This is a genomic window from Erythrobacter sp. LQ02-29, assembly GCF_022576075.2.
Classification (GTDB): Bacteria; Pseudomonadota; Alphaproteobacteria; order Sphingomonadales; family Sphingomonadaceae; genus Alteriqipengyuania.
In genome coordinates this window covers 2,752,750-2,770,637 of record NZ_JANCNT010000001.1, presented here as the reverse complement: position 1 = coordinate 2,770,637, position 17,888 = coordinate 2,752,750, and the positions used below count along the sequence as shown (strand labels likewise).

Annotated in this window: 21 protein-coding genes; 13 read left to right on the top strand and 8 right to left on the bottom strand. The window is 67.1% G+C overall.

Going from position 1 to position 17,888, the window contains the following annotated elements; translation table 11 throughout:
* Position 1: 1 nt before the first annotated feature.
* The 3 genes from MKP08_RS13475 to MKP08_RS13465 all read left to right on the top strand — a co-directional run bounded on the left by MKP08_RS13475 (position 2) and on the right by MKP08_RS13465 (position 1,222).
* Positions 2-244 carry a MoaD/ThiS family protein gene (locus MKP08_RS13475; RefSeq protein WP_241554268.1) on the top strand — a complete coding sequence of 81 codons (243 nt, stop codon included), beginning with the start codon at positions 2-4 and terminating at the stop codon, positions 242-244.
* On the top strand, positions 237-722 hold the full coding sequence (locus MKP08_RS13470; RefSeq protein ID WP_241554267.1) for a molybdenum cofactor biosynthesis protein MoaE: 486 nt from the start codon (positions 237-239) through the stop codon (positions 720-722). The genes MKP08_RS13475 and MKP08_RS13470 overlap by 8 nt, the downstream gene beginning before the upstream one ends.
* Positions 723-796: 74 nt before the next feature.
* A complete protein-coding gene (locus MKP08_RS13465; RefSeq protein ID WP_241554266.1) occupies positions 797-1,222 on the top strand; it encodes a hypothetical protein in 426 nt (141 codons plus the stop codon).
* Here MKP08_RS13465 and MKP08_RS13460 read toward each other — a convergent pair.
* Together MKP08_RS13460 and MKP08_RS13455 are read right to left on the bottom strand one after the other, a co-directional pair.
* Entirely contained in the window at positions 1,219-1,905 is a 687-nt protein-coding gene (locus MKP08_RS13460; RefSeq protein WP_241554265.1) for a Crp/Fnr family transcriptional regulator, read from the bottom strand. The two genes, MKP08_RS13465 and MKP08_RS13460, sit on opposite strands and share 4 nt — an antisense overlap.
* Positions 1,905-2,408 (bottom strand): hypothetical protein, encoded by a 504-nt coding sequence (locus tag MKP08_RS13455; protein WP_241554264.1) that lies wholly within the window; start codon positions 2,406-2,408, stop codon positions 1,905-1,907. The genes MKP08_RS13460 and MKP08_RS13455 overlap by 1 nt, the downstream gene beginning before the upstream one ends.
* A gap of 215 nt (positions 2,409-2,623) precedes the next feature.
* On the opposite strand from MKP08_RS13455, the gene rplU reads away from it, so the two are divergent.
* The 3 genes from rplU (at position 2,624) to MKP08_RS13440 (ending at position 4,170) form a co-directional block, all read left to right on the top strand.
* Entirely contained in the window at positions 2,624-3,142 is a 519-nt protein-coding gene (gene rplU, locus MKP08_RS13450) for a 50S ribosomal protein L21 (protein WP_241554263.1), read from the top strand.
* A gap of 12 nt (positions 3,143-3,154) precedes the next feature.
* Positions 3,155-3,424 (top strand): 50S ribosomal protein L27, encoded by a 270-nt coding sequence (rpmA, locus tag MKP08_RS13445; RefSeq protein ID WP_215227660.1) that lies wholly within the window; start codon positions 3,155-3,157, stop codon positions 3,422-3,424.
* 200 nt (positions 3,425-3,624) lie between these two features.
* Entirely contained in the window at positions 3,625-4,170 is a 546-nt protein-coding gene (locus MKP08_RS13440; protein ID WP_241554262.1) for a GNAT family N-acetyltransferase, read from the top strand.
* A gap of 19 nt (positions 4,171-4,189) precedes the next feature.
* On the opposite strand, the gene MKP08_RS13435 is transcribed toward MKP08_RS13440, so the two are convergent.
* On the bottom strand, positions 4,190-5,041 hold the full coding sequence (locus MKP08_RS13435; RefSeq protein ID WP_241554261.1) for a metal-dependent hydrolase: 852 nt from the start codon (positions 5,039-5,041) through the stop codon (positions 4,190-4,192).
* Between the two features lie 126 nt (positions 5,042-5,167).
* Between MKP08_RS13435 and MKP08_RS13430 the strand changes: the two genes are divergently transcribed.
* Positions 5,168-5,770, top strand: a complete 603-nt coding sequence (locus MKP08_RS13430; protein WP_241554260.1) for a TetR/AcrR family transcriptional regulator — start codon at positions 5,168-5,170, stop codon at positions 5,768-5,770.
* On the opposite strand, the gene MKP08_RS13425 is transcribed toward MKP08_RS13430, so the two are convergent.
* Entirely contained in the window at positions 5,767-6,504 is a 738-nt protein-coding gene (locus MKP08_RS13425; RefSeq protein WP_241555614.1) for a folate-binding protein YgfZ, read from the bottom strand. The two genes, MKP08_RS13430 and MKP08_RS13425, sit on opposite strands and share 4 nt — an antisense overlap.
* A 211-nt stretch (positions 6,505-6,715) precedes the next feature.
* On the opposite strand from MKP08_RS13425, the gene pyrC reads away from it, so the two are divergent.
* On the top strand, positions 6,716-7,756 hold the full coding sequence (gene pyrC, locus MKP08_RS13420) for a dihydroorotase (RefSeq protein WP_241554259.1): 1,041 nt from the start codon (positions 6,716-6,718) through the stop codon (positions 7,754-7,756).
* On the opposite strand, the gene rarD is transcribed toward pyrC, so the two are convergent.
* Positions 7,731-8,645 carry an EamA family transporter RarD gene (rarD, locus tag MKP08_RS13415; protein ID WP_241554258.1) on the bottom strand — a complete coding sequence of 305 codons (915 nt, stop codon included), beginning with the start codon at positions 8,643-8,645 and terminating at the stop codon, positions 7,731-7,733. The genes pyrC and rarD overlap by 26 nt on opposite strands.
* A 280-nt stretch (positions 8,646-8,925) precedes the next feature.
* Between rarD and MKP08_RS13410 the strand changes: the two genes are divergently transcribed.
* Positions 8,926-9,087, top strand: a complete 162-nt coding sequence (locus tag MKP08_RS13410) for a hypothetical protein (protein WP_241554257.1) — start codon at positions 8,926-8,928, stop codon at positions 9,085-9,087.
* On the opposite strand, the gene astD is transcribed toward MKP08_RS13410, so the two are convergent.
* Together astD and MKP08_RS13400 are read right to left on the bottom strand one after the other, a co-directional pair.
* Positions 9,084-10,499: a succinylglutamate-semialdehyde dehydrogenase gene (gene astD / locus MKP08_RS13405; RefSeq protein WP_241554256.1), complete on the bottom strand. Its 1,416-nt coding sequence runs from the start codon at positions 10,497-10,499 to the stop codon at positions 9,084-9,086. The two genes, MKP08_RS13410 and astD, sit on opposite strands and share 4 nt — an antisense overlap.
* 110 nt (positions 10,500-10,609) lie before the next feature.
* Positions 10,610-12,022 carry a protein adenylyltransferase SelO family protein gene (locus tag MKP08_RS13400; RefSeq protein ID WP_241555613.1) on the bottom strand — a complete coding sequence of 471 codons (1,413 nt, stop codon included), beginning with the start codon at positions 12,020-12,022 and terminating at the stop codon, positions 10,610-10,612.
* Positions 12,023-12,093: 71 nt separating this feature from the next.
* Between MKP08_RS13400 and MKP08_RS13395 the strand changes: the two genes are divergently transcribed.
* The 4 genes from MKP08_RS13395 (at position 12,094) to MKP08_RS13380 (ending at position 16,360) form a co-directional block, all read left to right on the top strand.
* A complete protein-coding gene (locus MKP08_RS13395; protein ID WP_241554255.1) occupies positions 12,094-12,960 on the top strand; it encodes an alpha/beta fold hydrolase in 867 nt (288 codons plus the stop codon).
* A complete protein-coding gene (locus MKP08_RS13390) occupies positions 12,957-14,105 on the top strand; it encodes a glycosyltransferase family 4 protein (protein ID WP_241554254.1) in 1,149 nt (382 codons plus the stop codon). The genes MKP08_RS13395 and MKP08_RS13390 overlap by 4 nt, the downstream gene beginning before the upstream one ends.
* A 102-nt stretch (positions 14,106-14,207) precedes the next feature.
* Positions 14,208-15,011 carry a tetratricopeptide repeat protein gene (locus MKP08_RS13385; protein ID WP_241554253.1) on the top strand — a complete coding sequence of 268 codons (804 nt, stop codon included), beginning with the start codon at positions 14,208-14,210 and terminating at the stop codon, positions 15,009-15,011.
* A 2-nt stretch (positions 15,012-15,013) separates the two neighbouring features.
* Positions 15,014-16,360, top strand: a complete 1,347-nt coding sequence (locus MKP08_RS13380) for a PQQ-binding-like beta-propeller repeat protein (protein ID WP_373418091.1) — start codon at positions 15,014-15,016, stop codon at positions 16,358-16,360.
* Positions 16,361-16,504: 144 nt separating this feature from the next.
* Here MKP08_RS13380 and MKP08_RS13375 read toward each other — a convergent pair whose 3' ends face one another.
* Positions 16,505-17,875, bottom strand: a complete 1,371-nt coding sequence (locus tag MKP08_RS13375; RefSeq protein ID WP_241554251.1) for a glutamate--cysteine ligase — start codon at positions 17,873-17,875, stop codon at positions 16,505-16,507.
* Between the last annotated feature and the right edge of the window lie 13 nt (positions 17,876-17,888).

Sequence of the window (17,888 nt, the reverse complement as noted above, 5' to 3'; positions counted from 1 at the left end):
GATGGCGGTGACTGTGGTGTTCCTCGGTCCCTTGCGCGACCTGGCAAGGGAGCCCGAGCGGCAGGTCGACGCGCCGCTAGACTGGGAGCGGCTGCTCGCGATGGTCGGTCCAGAGATCGCCGGGCAATTGCGCGACGACCGCGTCAACGTCGCCTGCGCCGGGCGCGTACTTTCCGACAAGACGCAGCTGAACGCGCAGGACGGCGACGAGGTCGCGTTGCTGCCGCCGGTCTCCGGTGGCTAGGCTCTCTATCGCCACCCCCGCCGATGTGCGCGTGCTGAAGAAGGGGCTGTCGGTCGGGGAAGCGCTGGCGGGCTTCACCGCCGCGCACCCGGACGCAGGCGGCGTCGCCAGCTTCGTCGGCAAGGTGCGACCCGGCGAGGATGTGAAGGCGCTCGAGCTCACGCATTACGAGCCGCTGACATTGGCAGGCATGCAGGATCTCGCGGCGCAGGCGCTGGAGCGGTTCTCGCTCGACGGCCTACTCGCCTGGCACCGCGTCGGCATGATGCGGCCGGGCGAAGCGATCGTGCTGGTCGCCGCCGCCGCGCGGCATCGCCGCGGTGCGTTCGAGGCGGTCGATTTCGCGATGGACCATCTGAAAGGCGCGGCATGGTTCTGGAAGCGCGAGCGGCGCGGCTCGGGCGAGGAGGGCGGCTGGCACTGGATCGAACCGCGCGATGCCGACCATGCCGATCGCGCCCGCTGGGATAATTCCTGAACGGATTTGATCGGGATCAAACACGGCGCGGGACAGGCGCGGCATAACCGTCTCCGGACAAAGGAGAACAGGTCATGTCGAAACGGATCGAACAGCAGCTTCTGCAGGGTAACGCGCAAATCGTCGCGCCGCCGCACGCGCCGACGGTGGTCGATCGCAGCTTCGAACTGCCGCGCCGCCTCTACATGGCGACGGTGGGGCTCTATCTCGGGTTCCTCGGCGTGATGGCGACCGGTTTCGCGAGCCCGCAACTGGCGATCCCGATGGCGATCTTCGCCCTGTTTATCGTCGCCGGGTTCGCGGTTCCGACCATCTGGACCCGCCTCGCGCCGGACGAGAGCCGCACGCCCGCCCTGCGTTGGCGCCAGTTCGGCGATCGCGGGATCATGACCGCCACGGGGCGGCTGAAGGCACGCGACGCGACGATCCAGATGCTGATCCTGCCGGTGCTGATCGTGGCCTGGGGGCTGACCGTGGTGACGATCGCCGCGTTGGTCTAACGCCCGGCTATCTCGGCAAGTTGCGCGGGGTCGAGCAGTTCGATCCCGCGCCGCCCTTCGCGCCGGATCGACCCCTCGCTTTCGAACGCGCCGATCTTTCGGCTGACCGTCTCGATCGTCAGGCCCAGCAAATTGGCGATGTCCCCGCGCGACAGGGGGAGGTCGAACCGCTCCGTCCCGTGACAGGGCGAATGACTCGCTGCGGCGGCGAAATCCAGCAGCAGCGCGGCCAGACGGGCCTCCGCCCGGCCTTGGGCCGTCATTTCCAGCAGGCTGCGACTTTCGTGCAGCGCGGCTTGCGAGCGGCGCAGCAATGCGCGGGCGAGGGCGGGGTGGTCTTCGATCGCGCGCTCCATCGCGCCGCGCCCGAACACGCAAAGCCTGCTTTCGGTCAGTGCGACGATGTCGTGGCTGGCGAAGGGCGCGAACATCTCGCCCACGAACCCCGCGGGGTGGATCAGTGCGAGGATTCGTTCGCGCCCTTCGGGATCGACGGAGCGAACCTTCAGCGCGCCTGACACCAGCGTGGCACAGGCGGTGTTCTCGTCCCCGGCAGCGAAGACCGTCTCGCCGCGCTGCGCGGTCAGGTTGCGGCCGCTGCGCGCCAGGGCCTCGCGTTCGTCCTCTTCCAGCACCGCGCAGGCGGCGCTTTCGCGGACGGGGCAGTGTATGCAATCGGGCATCAGGCGCCCCCGCCCGAAAGCTTCGCCAGCGCCGCATCTTCCTGCGCAATCAGGTCGGTGACGGTCGCGCGCGCCTCGACCACTGCATCGCGCAAATCGCCGCGCACGGCCTCGTCGGTGTAGAGGATGTCGATATCGGCCAGCGGCACCGCGGTGCGGGTGCGAATCGATTCGAGGTCCGCGAGCGCGACCAGCGCGTCACCGCGCGCATCGGTGCCATTGGCGGCGCGCAGCCCCGCTGCGATGCGTCGCTTGGCAGCGGGGAGCGCTTTCGTGAAATCGGTATGCGCCGCCTGCGCCTGGTCGACGATCTGCGCCAGCCGCTGCGTCATGTCGGCGCTGAGCGGTGCGGGCAGCGGCGGCGGTGGCGCGGGTTCAGGCGCCGCGAATTGCCCCTCCGCCCGCTCCGCATCGCGAATCGCCAGCGAGGGGAAATCGCCACTGGAGGCGCAGGCGGACAGTATGAGGGCGAGGCTCAGGGAGGTAGCGAACTTGCGGATCATCGTGCCTCCCCATATCATGCAGGCGCGCGGGTGCCAGTCGGGAGCGGTGCGCGGTGGCGGATTTTTGTCCGGCAGATCCGCCGCAGGCGTTGACTTCGGCCGATGCTTCCCTTAACGGCACCCATCTTTCGGGGTGCCTGCCTGTGGCTGGCCCCCGGCCGCGCCGTTTCCGAAGAGCGGGATCGGCACAGCAATACGATTGGAAGTTGAAACCCATGTTCGCAGTAGTGCGCACAGGCGGCAAGCAATACCGGGTTGCCGCCGGAGACAAGATCGCGGTCGAGAAGCTCGCTGGCGAAGCCGGCGACACCGTTACGCTGGGCGATGTCCTGCTGGCCGGCGACGGCGAGCAGATGTCGGAAGCCGGCAAGGTGACCGTGTCCGCCGAAATCATCGCGCAGGCGAAGTCCGAGAAGGTCATCGTCTTCAAGAAGCGGCGTCGCCACAACTATCGCCGCAAGAACGGCCACCGCCAACAGATGACGCTGCTGCGCATCACCGCGGTCGGCGATTCGAAGGCGGAGAAGAAGGCCGCGGCGAAGCAGGACGCGGCTCCGAAGGCCGAGACCAAGGCCGCTCCGACGAAGGACACTTCGGAAGAGAAGGCCGCGCCCAAGGCAACGAAGGCCGCGCCCAAGAAGGACGCCGCCCCGGCCAAGGCCGCAGACGACAAGGCGCCTGCCAAGAAGGCCGCGCCGAAGAAGGCCGCCAAGCCGGCCACCGACGAGAAGTAAGGAGCAGCAACCATGGCACATAAAAAAGCAGGCGGCTCCTCCCGCAACGGTCGCGACTCAGCCGGCCGTCGCCTCGGCGTGAAGAAGTTCGGCAGCCAGGACGTGGTTGCCGGCAACATTATCGTGCGCCAGCGCGGGACGAAGTTCTATCCGGGCAGCAATGTCGGGATGGGCAAGGACCACACGCTGTTCGCGCTGACCGACGGCATCGTCCGATTCCATTCGGGCAAGCTCGGCCGCAAATTCGTATCGGTCGACATGCAGGCGGAAGCCGCGGAATAACCGGACGGTTCGCTAACGGGATCGTCCAGACGGGACGGTCCCAGCCGGGCTGATGCACCGGCAGACGAAGAGGGAGATGGGGCCGACCCGTCTCCCTCTTGTCGTTTCTCCCTCTGTTTCACCGGCTTGCAACACGCAAGCCATCACGAGGTAACGCCGCCGGAATAGGAGCCCGGTGCGCGCACGAGGGAGTACGAGCGATGTTCCACCGGACGAGCAGGCTGTTCCTGCGGCCGACATTTCCCGAAGACTGGCAGGCGCTTCACGCAGCGATTGCGAACGAATCCATCGTTCGCAATCTGTCGACTGCGCCATGGCCCTATCGCGGGGAGGATGCGCGCCGCTTCGCCATGCGCGTACCTGGGTTCGTCGTCCAATTGCCGGGCGAAGGGCTGATCGGCGGGTGCGGCCTCGGCATCGAACCCGATACGGGCGAGGTGCAACTGGGCTACTGGATCGCGCAGCGGCATTGGGGGAAGGGTTACGCCCCCGAGGCCGCGCGCGGCGTGCTCCAGGTGGCGCAGATGCTCGGCCACCGGCGCATCGTTGCGGCGCATTTCCTGGATAACCCCGCCTCGGGACGGGTGCTGGAGAAAGCCGGCTTCCGGCGTACGGGCGAGCTCGGCAATACCGCCTGCCTCGCGCGGGGGCGCAGGGTGCCGACGCGTCGCTACGCCATCGAGCTTTCTCCGATCGGCGCGGATGAAGACGGCGACCCGACCGTCCAGATGCGGGCCGCCGCCTGAGACAAAAGCCGGCGGGGTGTTACTCCGCCGGCATTAACGCGGCTTCGTAGTCGCCTTCGTACTTCCCGATCAGCGCGCGATCGTCGTGATCCCACGGGTGGAACCCTGGTTTGAAATAAGCGAGCCAGGCCGGGAAAATCCGCCGGATCACGCCGGGCTTGACCAGCAGGTATTTCAGCAGGCCGCTCTTGGCCCGCCATCCGGTGATGCCGTCCTGCGCCAGCAGGTCCATCGTGTCGATCCAGCGGTTCTTGAAGAAGCGACCGGTGACCATCAGCATCACCAGCGACCGCACGCGCCAACGGCGCCAGCCGCTCCAGTCGCGCGTTGCGTGGTTCCAGGTGTCGAACGCCACGCCCTTGTGCTCGATTTCCTCGACCGCGTGCCATTGCCACATGGCGCGCACCTCTTCGTCGGAGTCCGCGAAATGCTGCGGGTTGGCGAGGAATTCGTGCGCCATCATCGCCGTGTAGTGTTCCAGCGCCATGGTGACGGCGAGGTTGGCGATGGCGGGGCGACCCTTGGTCAGGGCCAGCAGTTCGCCCGTTCGTTGATCGATGCGCGCCATGTCGTAACCGGAATCGGCCGCGAGGCGGTTGAAGGCGACGTGTTCGCGCGTGTGGTTGATTTCCTGCTTCACGAAAGCGCGGATCTCGGCTGCCAGCTGGGGATCGGCCCCTTCGCGAAACCCCTTCACCGACTCGATGAAGAAGGCCTCGCCGCGCGGGAAAGTGCCCGACAGCGCGTTGTGCCAGGTGGTGCCGAACGGTTCGCCGGCCCACCAGCGCGAAGGCTTGCTTTCGCGATTGAACCGCTCGTCGCGAACGGTGATCGTGTGGTCTGTGGCAAAATCGTGTGTCTGTGCGTTCATGGTTCGAAAACCCTTTTCCGTTTCCATGTAGCTAACCCTTACTTACATTAATGTCAATAGGGTGAAGCAGCATCCGCACGGCGCGCCGCTTGCGAGCGTTCGTTCGTCGCACTACCACCGCGCCCCATGAGAAACCGCAAACGCCTGACGCCCGAGGAATCGCGCGCGACCGCGCTGGAGGCGGCGCGCAGCCTATTGATCGAGGCGGGGCCGCAAGCTGTCACATTGAAGGCGGTGGGCGCGCGGGTCGGGCGCACGCATGCCAATCTGCTGCACCATTTCGGCTCGGCGGCGGGTCTGCAGCGGGCGCTGGCGCAACATCTCGCCGCGACCGTGTGCGAGAGTATCGCAGAGGCGGTACATGCCAGCCGCGCCGGGATCGGCTCCCCGCGCGAGATCGTCGACCTAGCCTTCGACGCTTTCGACCGGGAGGGCGGGGGCGCGCTGGTCAGCTGGATGCTTGCGACCGGGCACGAGGATGCGATCGAGCCCTTCGTCGAGACGATCCACGCGCTGGTGGACCGGGTGGAGCCGACCGGCAGCGCGGATGGCGGGTCGCAGGCCGCGCGCGCGGCAACGCTTGCGGTGGTGCTGCTGTCGCTGGGCCATTCGCTGCTGGGCGAACCGCTTGCCCGCTCGCTCAAACTGCCGGAGGGCACCGCGCGCGATCTGGCCGAAAGCTTCGTCACCGCCTCGCTGGAGCAGGCGAAGCTGGAAACCGAGCGCTAGCCTCCGGGCGCTTCCAGCGTCATCCAGGCAGGGACATGCTCGCGCGGGATATCGTCCACGCGCAGATGGGCGACGGCCAATTGCAGGTCGGGATAATCGGCCTTGACCCGCTTCTCCTCGACCGAGCCCGAGGGCACGACGACGAGCCGCCGGTTGACCTTCTGCCGCCAGTTCATCCGCGCGGTATTTTCCTGCCCGATATAGCAGCCCTTCGCGAAACTCACGCCGTGCAGTTCGACGGCATTCGTCTCCAGCCACAGGATGTCGCCGAGTTCGGCTTGCCCCTCCGGCACGCCCAGCGACAGGCGATGCGCGCGCCATTCCTCGTCCGCCGCCTGCTCCTCGCCGGTGATGGGGGACAGCCAGCGTTCGCCCAGATCGCCCAGTCGCGGGTCGGGCGCGCCGCCATCGCCGAGCTGCTTCTGCCAGTGGACCCCCACTCCGTCGTCGCGGGCGATCGCGATCTTGCGGCGCAGGCGATAGAGCGACAGGCGTTTGACCAGCTCGTCCGCCTGGTCCGCCTCGCAATCGAGCAGCAGTTCGCCCGGCTTTCCCGGCCACACGATCATGTCGAACATCGTCTTGCCCTGCGCGCTCAGCAGCCCGGCATATACGGGCAACGCGCCCGACAGATCGTTGGTCAGCAGGCCCTGGAGGAAGCCGACGACGTCCTCGCCATCCTCCTGCGGGGAAACGCGGACCACGGTGCGATGCGACAAATGGCTTGCAGGCATGATGATCAAGCTGGCGTATCCGCGCCGCAAATCAAGCCCGGACCGCGCGCCGCCTGTCCTACCCGCGCCGTTTGTGCCATGGGGGCGGCCATGTTTCGCGCCGGTCCAGCCCAGCAGACGACACCGTTCCCATGCGATCGGACCGGCGCGCGCTTGCCCTGTTTTCTCGCCCCAGGACACTGTTCCATGTGTTCCATCGTGTAGGATTAGCATGTCCGATTCGAACAGCCTGACGATCCGCCGCCCCGACGACTGGCACGTCCATTTGCGCGACGGCGACATGCTGCGCGGCGTGGCCGAATATACCGCGCGCCAGTTCGCCCGGGCGATCGTGATGCCCAATCTCGCCCCGCCGGTCACCACTGCGGCGCAGGCAGCCGCCTATCGCGACCGGATCATGGCCGCGCTGCCCGCCGACAGCGACTTCACGCCGCTGATGACGTGCTACCTCACCGACGCGACCGACGCAGGCGAACTGGCGGCGGGCCACGCCGAGGGAGTATTCACCGCGGCGAAGCTCTATCCCGCCAACGCCACGACGAACTCCGCCCACGGGGTGACGGACATCGCGCATCTGGAACCGGTGTTCGAGCGGATGGCTGCGATCGGCATGGTGTTGTGCGTTCACGGCGAGGTGACCGATGGCGAGATCGACGTGTTCGACCGGGAGGCGGTGTTCATCGAGCGCGTGCTTGCGCCGCTCCACGCGCGGCTGCCCGAACTGAAGATCGTGTTCGAACACATAACCACGTCGGACGCGGTCGATTTCGTGATGGGTGCGGGTGAGAGCGTGGCTGCGACGATCACGCCGCAGCATCTCCACATCAATCGCAACGCGATGCTGGTGGGCGGTATCCAGCCGCACAATTACTGTCTGCCGGTGGCGAAGCGCGAGACGCATCGGCTGGCGCTGCGCAAGGCGGCGACCTCGGGCTCTCCGAAGATGTTCCTCGGCACCGACAGCGCCCCGCATGCCCGCCATGCGAAGGAAAGCGCCTGCGGGTGCGCGGGTATCTTCAACGCGCCCTTCGCGCTCGAAAGCTACGCCGCCGTGTTCGAAGAGGAGGGCGCACTTGATCGGCTGGAAGGCTTCGCCAGCGAGCACGGGCCGCGCTTCTACGGCCTGCCGCTGAACGAAGGCACTGTCACGCTGAAGCGGGTGGCAACCACCGTACCCGACACGATCGAGGCGGGCGGGGAGGCTCTCGTCCCCTTCCACGCGGGCGCTACGCTCGGGTGGCGGCTGGCCTAGCCCGGCGTCCGCGCGCCCACATGTCCCACACGAACAGCGCCAGCGCGACCCAGATCAGGCCGAAGCTGGCGGCCTGCGCCGGGTGCAGCTCCTCGTGAAAGACGGTGAGGCCTAGGATGAAGACGATCGTGGGGGCAAGGAACTGGATGAAGCCGAGCGTCGAATAGCTCATCCGCCGCGCCGCGATCGCGAACATCAGCAGCGGGATCGCGGTCAGGAACCCGCCGAGAATGATCGACAGGCTGAGCGCGGGCGTGCGCAGGAAGCTCGATCCCTGCGGCCCGAGGCCGTAGAACAGCGTGACGCCGACGGCGGGGATCAGCAGCAGCGCGCTCTCTATGGTCAGGCCGGGCAGGGAGCCGACCTCCACCCGCTTGCGGATCAGGCCATAGGTGCCGAAGCTGAAGGCGAGCGTGAGGCTGACCCACAGCGTGGTGATCGCCCCCGCCGCGAGGATCGCGACGCCGCATCCGGCGATTGCGACGGCAATCCATTGCAGGCGGCTCAGCCGTTCCTTCAGCAGCAGCGTGCCCAGCAGGACGTTGACCAGCGGATTGATGTAATAGCCCAGGCTAGCGGCATAGACGTGCCCGATCTGGATCGCCCAGACATAGGTGCCCCAGTTGATCGCAATCAGCGTCGCGCTGGCCAGCAACATGCGGATGACCCGGCCGTCCCCCATCGCGGCGCGCACGTCCGGCCCCTGGCGGCGGAACGCGACAATGGCGAGGCAGATCGGGAGGGTCCAGACGATGCGCCACGCGACGAACTCGAACGGCGGGACGCTCTTCACCAGGATCAGGTAGAGCGGCAGGAAACCCCATATGATATAGGCCCCCAAGGCGGCCGGAAGGCCGGAGGGAGTGGGGGTGTTTTCCTCGCCGTTCATCGCCGCGCCCTAGGCAAGCGCAATTGTCCGCGCAAGCGAATGAAATATGAACGGGTTAATCGAACTTCGTTAAGGAAGGTGCCCATATACATGAACATCAACGGCGGGCGGTCGCTTGTGCGATTCGCCGGTCGCCCATCTGCGGTCCCGTCTCGGCGGGGACGTGGCGCGGTACCCCACCAAGCCGCGGGAGGTGTCCTCGTATCCTTCGGGAACGGGGGCACCTCCAAACCTTTGGGTGGCATCGAAATCTTCTCTCTCGGCGGGTACTGGCGGGCCGATGCGCTTCGCCCCGCTCCTGTTCGCAGCATTAATGGTCCTGCTCGGCCGGAAAGCGAATCGCATCGCTGCCCTGTTCGCGTGGACCGATTCGGGGGGCATTATCCGCGGCGAGCTGATCGTCGGCGGGTTCGATAGCGCCTCGGCACCGCTCCGCGACTAGCTGTCGCGAAAACCCACGCCGAGCGAGGCGCGCGGCTGCTCCATCTCGCTGCTCGCGACCGGATAGGCGCAGTAATCCGCCGCGTAATAGGCCGCCGGGCGGTGATTGCCGGACAGGCCGATACCGCCGAACGGTGCCTTGGACGACGCGCCGTTGGTCGGCTGGTTCCAGTTGACGATGCCCGCGCGGATGCTGGCCCAGAAGCGATTGTAATCCTCCGGACTGCCGCCCACCAGGGAGGCCGAAAGCCCGAAGCGGGTGTTGTTGGCCTCCGCGATTGCCGCATCGAGATCGGGCACGCGGATGACTTGCAGCAGCGGGCCGAACAGCTCCACGTCGGGCCGGTCCTCCACCGCCGTGGTGTCGATGATCGCCGGCTTCAGGAACGGCAGCGCATCGTCTGGCCGGACCATGTGCCGGATCGCCCGGCCGCCATTGGAAAGAAGGAAAAGGAAGCTCTCGACCAGCTGGTCCGCCACCCGGTTGTCGATCACGCAGCCCATGAACGGCTGCGGTTCGGCGAAGGGTTCGCCCACGATCAGCCGGTCGGTCGCCGCCTGCAACGCCTCGATCAGCTTCTCGTACATGCTGTCGACGACGATCAGCCGCCGTGCCGCGGTGCAGCGCTGCCCGGCGGTGGTGAAGGCGGACTTGATTATCAGCGCCACCGCATCCGGCACCAGCGGGGTGTCGGTGACGACGATGGGATTGTTGCCGCCCATCTCCAGGGCGACGATCTTGCCCGGATTGGTCGCCAGCTTGCGATTGATCGCGATGCCCGCCTGCGCGCTCCCGGTGAACAGGATGCCGTCCACATCGTCATGCGCGACCAGCGCCTGCCCCTCTGCCGGGCCGCCATGCAACACCTGCACGACGTCCTCCGGCACGCCTGCGCGGTGCATCAGCCGGACCAGCATCTCGCCCACCGCCGGGGTCTTCTCGCTCGGCTTGAAGATCACGCAATTGCCCGCGATCAGGGCGGGCACGATATGGCCGTTGGGCAGGTGCGCAGGGAAGTTGTAAGGGCCCAGCACCACCATCACGCCATGCGGCTTGTGGCGCACGGCGGCGGTTCCGTTGAGCGCGGAGTCGAATTTGCGCTGCGAAGTGCGATCGGCATAGGCCGAGATCGACACTTCGACCTTGCCCATCACCGCGTCCACCTCGGTACGGGCTTCCCACAGCGGCTTGCCCGTCTCGCGGGCGATCAGCTTCGCGAAATCGTCGCCGGCGGCGCGGACTTCGTTGACGAAGCGGCGCATGAACTCGATCCGGTTGGCCAGCGGCTTGGACGCCCAGCCGGGCCATGCCGCGCGCGCGCTCGCCACCGCGCCTTCGACGTCCCCAGGGGCGCTACGCCACAATTCCTCTCCGGTCGCCGGGTTAAAGGAAACGATCGTGTTGTCCGACACTCGCGGTCCGCCCTTCTCTCACATCCTGCCGATTTGCCCGGTCCGAGCGACCGAGATGGTGCTTCTAGCGGGAACTTCACCCGCGTCAAAATAGCCCAACGGCAGAGGGGTCATGTGCGATCCCGCCTGATGTGACCGACGGGCACCGGCGGCTCGCCATGTGCCGCGCCCATCCGCCGGATCGCGGCGATCTTGCCGGTCAGCGCGGTCCAGTCGTCGTGGCGGTCGATGGCTGCCCAGATCCGTTCGACTTCCTCGATCACCATCGTCTCCGGCCTGTCGTCGGACCAGTATTCGGCCTCGTCCTCGACTGCGGCGTAGCCTTGCAAAGCTTCCGCCAGTTCATCGTTGGCGTTGCGCCCGCCGCGATGGCGATGGAAGAAGGCGTCGGGCTGCGATCCATCCTCGCGCATGGCGCGCTCGCACGCGGAAACGAGACGCGCGTCCGCATCTTCGCCGCGCGGTGCCACGCCCAGTCGCCAGCACCACCGCTTCGCCAGGGCGGCAGTGTAGAGCGGACCGAATCGATCCAGCGCCGCGACCAGCGGCTTCGCGTCGCAAAGCGGGCGCAGCGCGATGGCGAGCTGGCCGAGGTTCCACTGCACCGCCTCCGGCTGGCGGGCGAAGGCGTACAGCCCCTGCTGGTCGAAATAGGCGGCGGTGAAGCCGGGCTCCCATTTCGGGAGGAAGCGCCACGGCCCGTAATCGAAACTCTCGCCCGAGATATTCATGTTGTCGGTGTTGAGCACGCCGTGGACGAAGCCGGCGACCATCCACGAGGCGGCCAGATCGGCGAGCCGCTCCACCACTTGGTGCAGCAGCCGCACCGCCGGATTGTCACGATCGGGCGCGTCTTCGGGCGGGGTAGGGCCGGGAAAATGCTCGAGGCAGTAATCCACCAGCCGCTGGGTGTGATCGCGTTCTTCCAGCACCAGCAGGCGCTGGAAGGTGCCGATGCGGATATGGCCATGGCTGAGGCGGGTCATTACGGCGGACCGGGTAGGCGACGGTTCGTCGCCGCGCACCAGTTCCTCGCCCGTCTCGACCACGCTGAACGTCTTGGAGGTATATACGCCCAGCGCCTCCAGCATTTCGGTCGCCAGGATTTCGCGCACCGCACCCTTCAGGGTCAACCTACCGTCGGCGGTGCGGCTCCACGGCGTGCGGCCCGAACCTTTGGTGCCCAGGTCGAGCAGCCGGTCGTCCCCGTCGCGCAGCTGCGCGAAGAGGAAGCCGCGCCCATCCCCGATTTCCGGGTTGTACACGCGGAACTGATGGCCGTGATAGCGCAGGGCCAGCGGCTGGGGGAGATTGTCGGACAGCGGCGCGAACCGCCCGAAATGGTCTACCCATGCCGCGTCCGACAGCTCCGCCAGCCCGACCGCCCGTGCCCAGCGGTCGTTGCGAAACCGCAGATCGTGACGCGGGAAGGTCGCAGCCTCGACGGGATCGCCCAGCCACGGTGCCAGGGGAAGGATGGCGGGATCGGGGCGATAGCTCGCGGGTTGCGGATCGAAGCGCATCGCGCGATAGTGGAGACGGGCGCCCATCGGCGCAAGCGACGATCCGCGCAAGCGAAGGGCACGACAACGCGATGGACCACCCCTATGCCGATCGCTTCTGGACGAGCGACGACGGGCTGAAGCTGCATTATCGCGATTATCCGGGGGACGAAGGCAAGGTTCCCGTCCTGTGCCTGCACGGCCTCACCCGCAACGCGCGCGACTTCGCCGGGCTTGCCGACGATCTGGCCGGGGGACGCCGGGTCATCGTGCCGGATTTCCGGGGGCGCGGGACCAGCGCCTATGCCGAAGATGCGGGGAGCTACCAGCCGCTGCGCTACACGCAGGATGTCGAGCAATTGCTGGAAGCGCAGGGGATCGACCGCGTCGCCGCAATCGGCACGTCGCTCGGCGGCCTCGTCACCATGTTCTTGGCCCAGCGCAATCCGGGCCTGATGGCGGGCGCGGTGCTGAACGACATCGGGCCCGAGCTGGAGCCTGCGGGGCTGGAGGCGATCCGGGGCTATGTCGGGCAGGGGCGCAGCTTTCCCACCTGGATGCACGCGGCGCGTGCGCTGCGCGAGCTGCACGGCGGATCGCATCCGACGTTCGAGACCGAGGACTGGCTGGCGATGGCCAAGCGGACCATGGTCCTGCTGCAGAACGGCCGCATCAGCTACGATTACGACATGGCGATCGCCGAGCCGTTTCGCGATACGAACGAGGCGGAGGGTGACCAGCCCGACCTGTGGCCAGCGTTCGACGCACTGGGCGATATCCCGCTTTTGTTGGTGCGCGGCGGGCTCTCGAACCTGCTTTCCGCCGATACCGCGGCGGCGATGGCCCGGCGCAACCCCCGGCTGGACGTAGTGACGGTGCCCGATGTCGGGCATGCGCCGCTGCTCGACGAGGCGGAGGCGCGCGCCGCAATCGACCCGTGGGTGGCGCAGGTTCCATGAGGCCGCCCTCCGTGCCCAGCCTGCCGCGCGTGCTGCATCTTCATTCCTCCTTCGCCGCCGGGGAGAAGGAGCTGCGCAGCGTCCGCCTGATCAACGCCTTCGGCCCGAAGCTGCGGCACACCATCGTATCCGGGGTGCCGGGCGAACTGGACGCTGCCGGGCATATCGCGCGCGAGATCAAGGTCGATTTTCCGGACGATTTCCCTTCGTTGCAAGGCGCGCCAATGCCCGGGCGACTGTGGGCGATCGCGGAGGAGATGAAATCCTTCGACCTCGTGCTGACCTACAACTGGGGCGCGATGGACGGGCCGATGGCCCACACGCTGTTTCACGACCGGCTGGGTCTGCCCCCGCTGATCCATCATGAAGACGGTTTCAACGAAGACGAGCGCAAGCGCCTGAAAACGCGGCGCAACATCTATCGCAAGCTGGCTCTGGGGAAGACCAGCGGACTGGTGGTTGCGTCCGAAGTGCTGGAAGGGATCGCGCTGGAGCGGTGGGACCAGCCGATGGGGCGGGTGAAGCATATCCCCAATGGCGTGCCGGCCCGTGCCTTCGCGAAGCGCCCGCGCGCCGATGCCTTGCCCGGCGTGATCAAGCGCGATGGCGAATTCTGGGTCGGCACCATGGCGGGGCTGCGCCCGGTCAAGAACCTGCCCCTGCTGGTGCGGGCCTTCGCCGCGCTGCCCGACACCTGGCAGTTGGTGATCGTCGGGGACGGGCCGGAGAAGAACGCGATCCGTGCCGAGGCGGAGCGGCTCGACATCGGCCATCGCCTGCACATGCCCGGCTTCGTCCCCGAGGCGGAGAAGTATGTCGGCCTGTTCGACATCTTCGCGCTTTCATCGGACACCGAGCAGTTTCCTCTGTCCGTGGTCGAGGCGATGGCGGCGGGCGTGCCGGTCGCGGCCCCGGCGGTGGGGGATATTCCCGTGATGGTGGCCGATGCGAATGCACCCTACATCGCACCTGCCGGGGACGAGCCCGCGCTGGTCGGGGCTCTGTCGGCGCTGGCGCGGGACCCTGCGCTGCGCAAGTCGATCGGTGCCGCCAATCGCGAGCGCGCTCAGAAGCAATTCGACGAGAAGGTGATGATCGACGCCTATCGCCGCCTTTACGGCAGCGCGATGGGGGTGGAGCTCTGAACCTTCCTTCACCCGGCGTTCACCGCGCGGTCTATTGAATTGCCGCCACCATGCTTTAAAGACGCCGCGCATTCCCCCAAACCGAAGAAAGACGGACAGCGAGTGGCTCTCAGACCCGATCGCAACAAGACCGACGCCGACAAGCGGGCGCAAGCGCAGGCGGCGCAGGGCGACGCGCTGATGCGCGAGGTCGACGACGCCGTGCGGCAGGACCAGTATGCCAATTTCGGCAAGCGGTATGGCATACCGCTGATCGCGGCGATCGTCATCGGCCTAGTCGCCTTCGGCGGCTACCTGTTCTGGCAACACCGGCAATCGGTGGACCGGGAACACAATTCCGAACAGATGACGCTGGCGCTCGACCAGTTGCAGGCGGGCAATCTCGATACCGCCGCGAAGAATCTCGACCCGCTCGTCACCGAAGAAGGGGCTGGCCCCGCATCGGTGGGCCGGATGCTACAGGCAGGCATCGCGGCGGAGCAGAACGATCCGGCGAAGGCGGCGAAGCTGTTCGACCAGATCGCCGACAATGCCGACGCGCCGCAGGCGATGCGCGATCTCGCCACCATCCGCAGCGTCGCGGTGCAGTTCGACACGCTGCAACCCGGAACCGTGATCGCGCGGCTGAAGCCGCTGGCGGTGCCCGGCAACGCCTTCTTCGGCAGCGCGGGCGAGATGCTCGCGATGGCCTATCTCCAACAGGGCAACCGCGCCGAGGCGGGCAAGCTGTTCGCGCGCATTTCGAAGGACAAGGAGGTGCCCGATTCGCTACGCTCGCGCTCCCGCCAGATGGCCGGCGTGCTGGGCGTCGATGCGATCGAGGACGTGGACGAGGCGATCGCGCAATCCGGCGTCATGGCCCCCGGCGGCCCGGGTGGCCCCGGCGCGGCGGCACCGCAACAGTAAGGATGAATTGCATGAAATCGATCAGGCCCGTTGCGCGGCTGGCGCTCCCCATCGCCCTTGGCGCGGTGCTCGCCGGATGTTCGCTGTTCAAGGGCGGGGACAAGGCGGGCACGCCGACTCTGGGCGAGCGGGTGCCGGTGCTGTCGCGGATCGAGGCGGGGGCGAAGGTCGATCCCGCGCTGCAAGGCGTCTCGGTCGTCCTGCCGCCGCCGCATCTGAACCCCGACTGGAGCCAAGCGGGCGGCAGCGCGGACAAGAACGAGGGCCACCTCGAACTGGCCGATGCCCCGTCGGTGGCCTGGACCGCATCGGTCGCGGGCAGCAGCAACAAGGCGCGCCTGGGCGCGGCACCGGTGATCGGCAACGGCAAGCTGTTCGTGGTCGATACGACCGGCACGGTCACCGCCTTCGACACGCAGAGCGGCGGTCAGGTCTGGTCGCACCGGATGGACGTCCCCTCCGACCAGCGCAAATCCGCGTTCGGCGGCGGCGTCAGTTTCTCCAACGGGAAGGTTTACGCCACCAGCGGCGTGGGCGAGGTCGTGGCGCTGAACGCCGACACGGGCGAACAATTGTGGCGGGCGAAACCGGCGGGGCCGCTGCGCGATTCTCCGACGGTCGCCTTCAACCTCGTCTTCGTGATGACGCAGGACAACCAGATCTTCGCGCTGGACGCGAACACCGGCGAGGTGACGTGGCAGGAATCGGGCGCCACCACCCAGGCGGGCGTCTTCGGCGTCGCCAGCCCGGCCGCCGGGCAGGGCACCGTCATCGCGGGCTACAGCTCGGGCGAGCTGATCGCGTATCGTTACGAGAACGGCCGCGTCCTGTGGTCCGATGCACTGGCGCGCACCTCGATCTCTACCGAGGTGGGTTCGCTGACCGATATCGACGCCGATCCCATCATCGACGATGGCCGCGTCTATGCGCTGGGCCAGGGCGGCCGCATGGCGGCTTACGAGCTGGTGACCGGCCAGCGCGTATGGGAACTGAACCTGGCGGGCATTTCCACCCCAGCGATCGCGGGCGAGTGGATCTTCACCCTGACCAGCGACGCGCGCCTGCTGGCGATCCAGCGTTCGACCGGCCGCATTCGCTGGATCACGCAGCTGGCGCGCTATCGCAACGAGGAAAAGAAGAAGGACCCGATCTTCTGGATGGGTCCGGTGCTCGCCAACAATTCGCTCTATGTGGTCAGTTCCGAAGGCGAGTTGTGGCGTGCCAGCGCCGGCGAAGGCGCGGCGCAGATGGTGACGAACCTGAAGGCACGGGTCAGCTTGCCCCCGGTGGTCGCCAACCGCACGCTCTACATCCTCGACGACAACGGCCGCATCACCGCGTTCCGGTAACGGAGCAGAGGCACGGCGAGGACGCCAAGTATCGCGAATACCATGCGTGAATGGACCGGCACGGCCTCATCACCGCGCCGTTGACCCGGCTGCGCCGGATGATCCGCCCGCGCGGGCCGGTGCTCGGCCAGCCCGCGGAATAGCTCAGAAGCTGTATTTGTAGACCCGCTCGATGTCGCCGTTCCACTCGCCGTGGAACTTGTCGAGCAGCCGTTGCGCCGGAACCTTCCCGCTTTCGACGATCTCGTCGAGCGTCGAGAGGAACCCGGTCTCGTTGTCGCCGCCTTCGCCCAACCGCGCGCGCGCGGACAGGCCGGCGCGCGCGATCTTCAGCGCGTCCTTCGCCAGATCCTGCAACCGGCCGCCGCCGGGAATGGGCGCATCGAGCGCCAGCTTGGGCACCGCGTCGCGCAGCGCCTCGCGCTCTTCCATCGACCAGTCCTTGACCAGATCCCATGCCGCATCGAGCGCGGTCTGATCGTAGAGGAGGCCGACCCACAGCGCGGGCAGGGCGCAGATGCGGCTCCACGGTCCGCCATCTGCCCCGCGCATTTCGAGGAAGCTCTTCAGCCGAACCTCGGGGAAGGCGGTGGAAAGGTGATCCCACCAGTCGCTCTCGCGCGGCTTCTCGCCGGGCAGGATGGACAGCTTGCCGTCGAGGAAGTCGCGGAAGCTGAGGCCCGCGGCATCGATATATTTCCCGTCGCGGAAGACGAAATACATCGGCACGTCGAGCATGTAGTCGACCCACCGTTCGTAGCCGAAGCCTTCTTCGAACACGAAGGGCAGCATGCCGGTGCGGTGGGGGTCGGTGTCCGACCAGATATGGCTGCGATAGGACAGGTAGCCGTTTGGCTTGCCCTCGCTGAAGGGGGAGTTCGCGAACAGCGCGGTGGCGAGCGGTTGCAGCGCCAGCCCGACGCGAAACTTCTTCACCATGTCGGCCTCGCTCGCATAGTCGAGATTGACCTGGATGGTGCAGGTGCGCAGCATCATGTCGAGGCCGAGATCGCCGACGCGCGGCATGTGCCGGGCCATGATACCGTAGCGCCCCTTGGGCATCATCGGCAGCTCGGCCCGGGTCTTGTCGGGCCACATGCCCAGGCCCAGGAAGCCGACGCCGCAGCGATCGCCGATTTCCTTCACCTGCGCCAGATGGCGACCCGTCTCGTTGCAGGTCTGGTGCAGGTTTTCGAGCGGCGCGCCGGAGAGTTCGAGCTGGCCCGCAGGCTCCAGGCTGATCGCCCCGTCCTCGCCCTTCAGCGCGATGATCTTCCCGCCTTCCTCGACCGGTTGCCAGCCGAAATCCTGCATAGACAACAGGATATCGCGGATACCGCCGGGTTCGTCGTAGCTCGGTGCGTGGAAATCGTCGCGCTTGTAGACCAGCTTTTCGTGCTCGGTGCCGATGCGCCATCGCTCGCGGGGCTTCTCGCCATTGGCCATCGGCGCGACCAACTGGTCGCGGGATTCGATCACGGGATCGTCGGCTTTGCTGTCCTCGCGCGTGCTCATTCGCCGCGCGTTA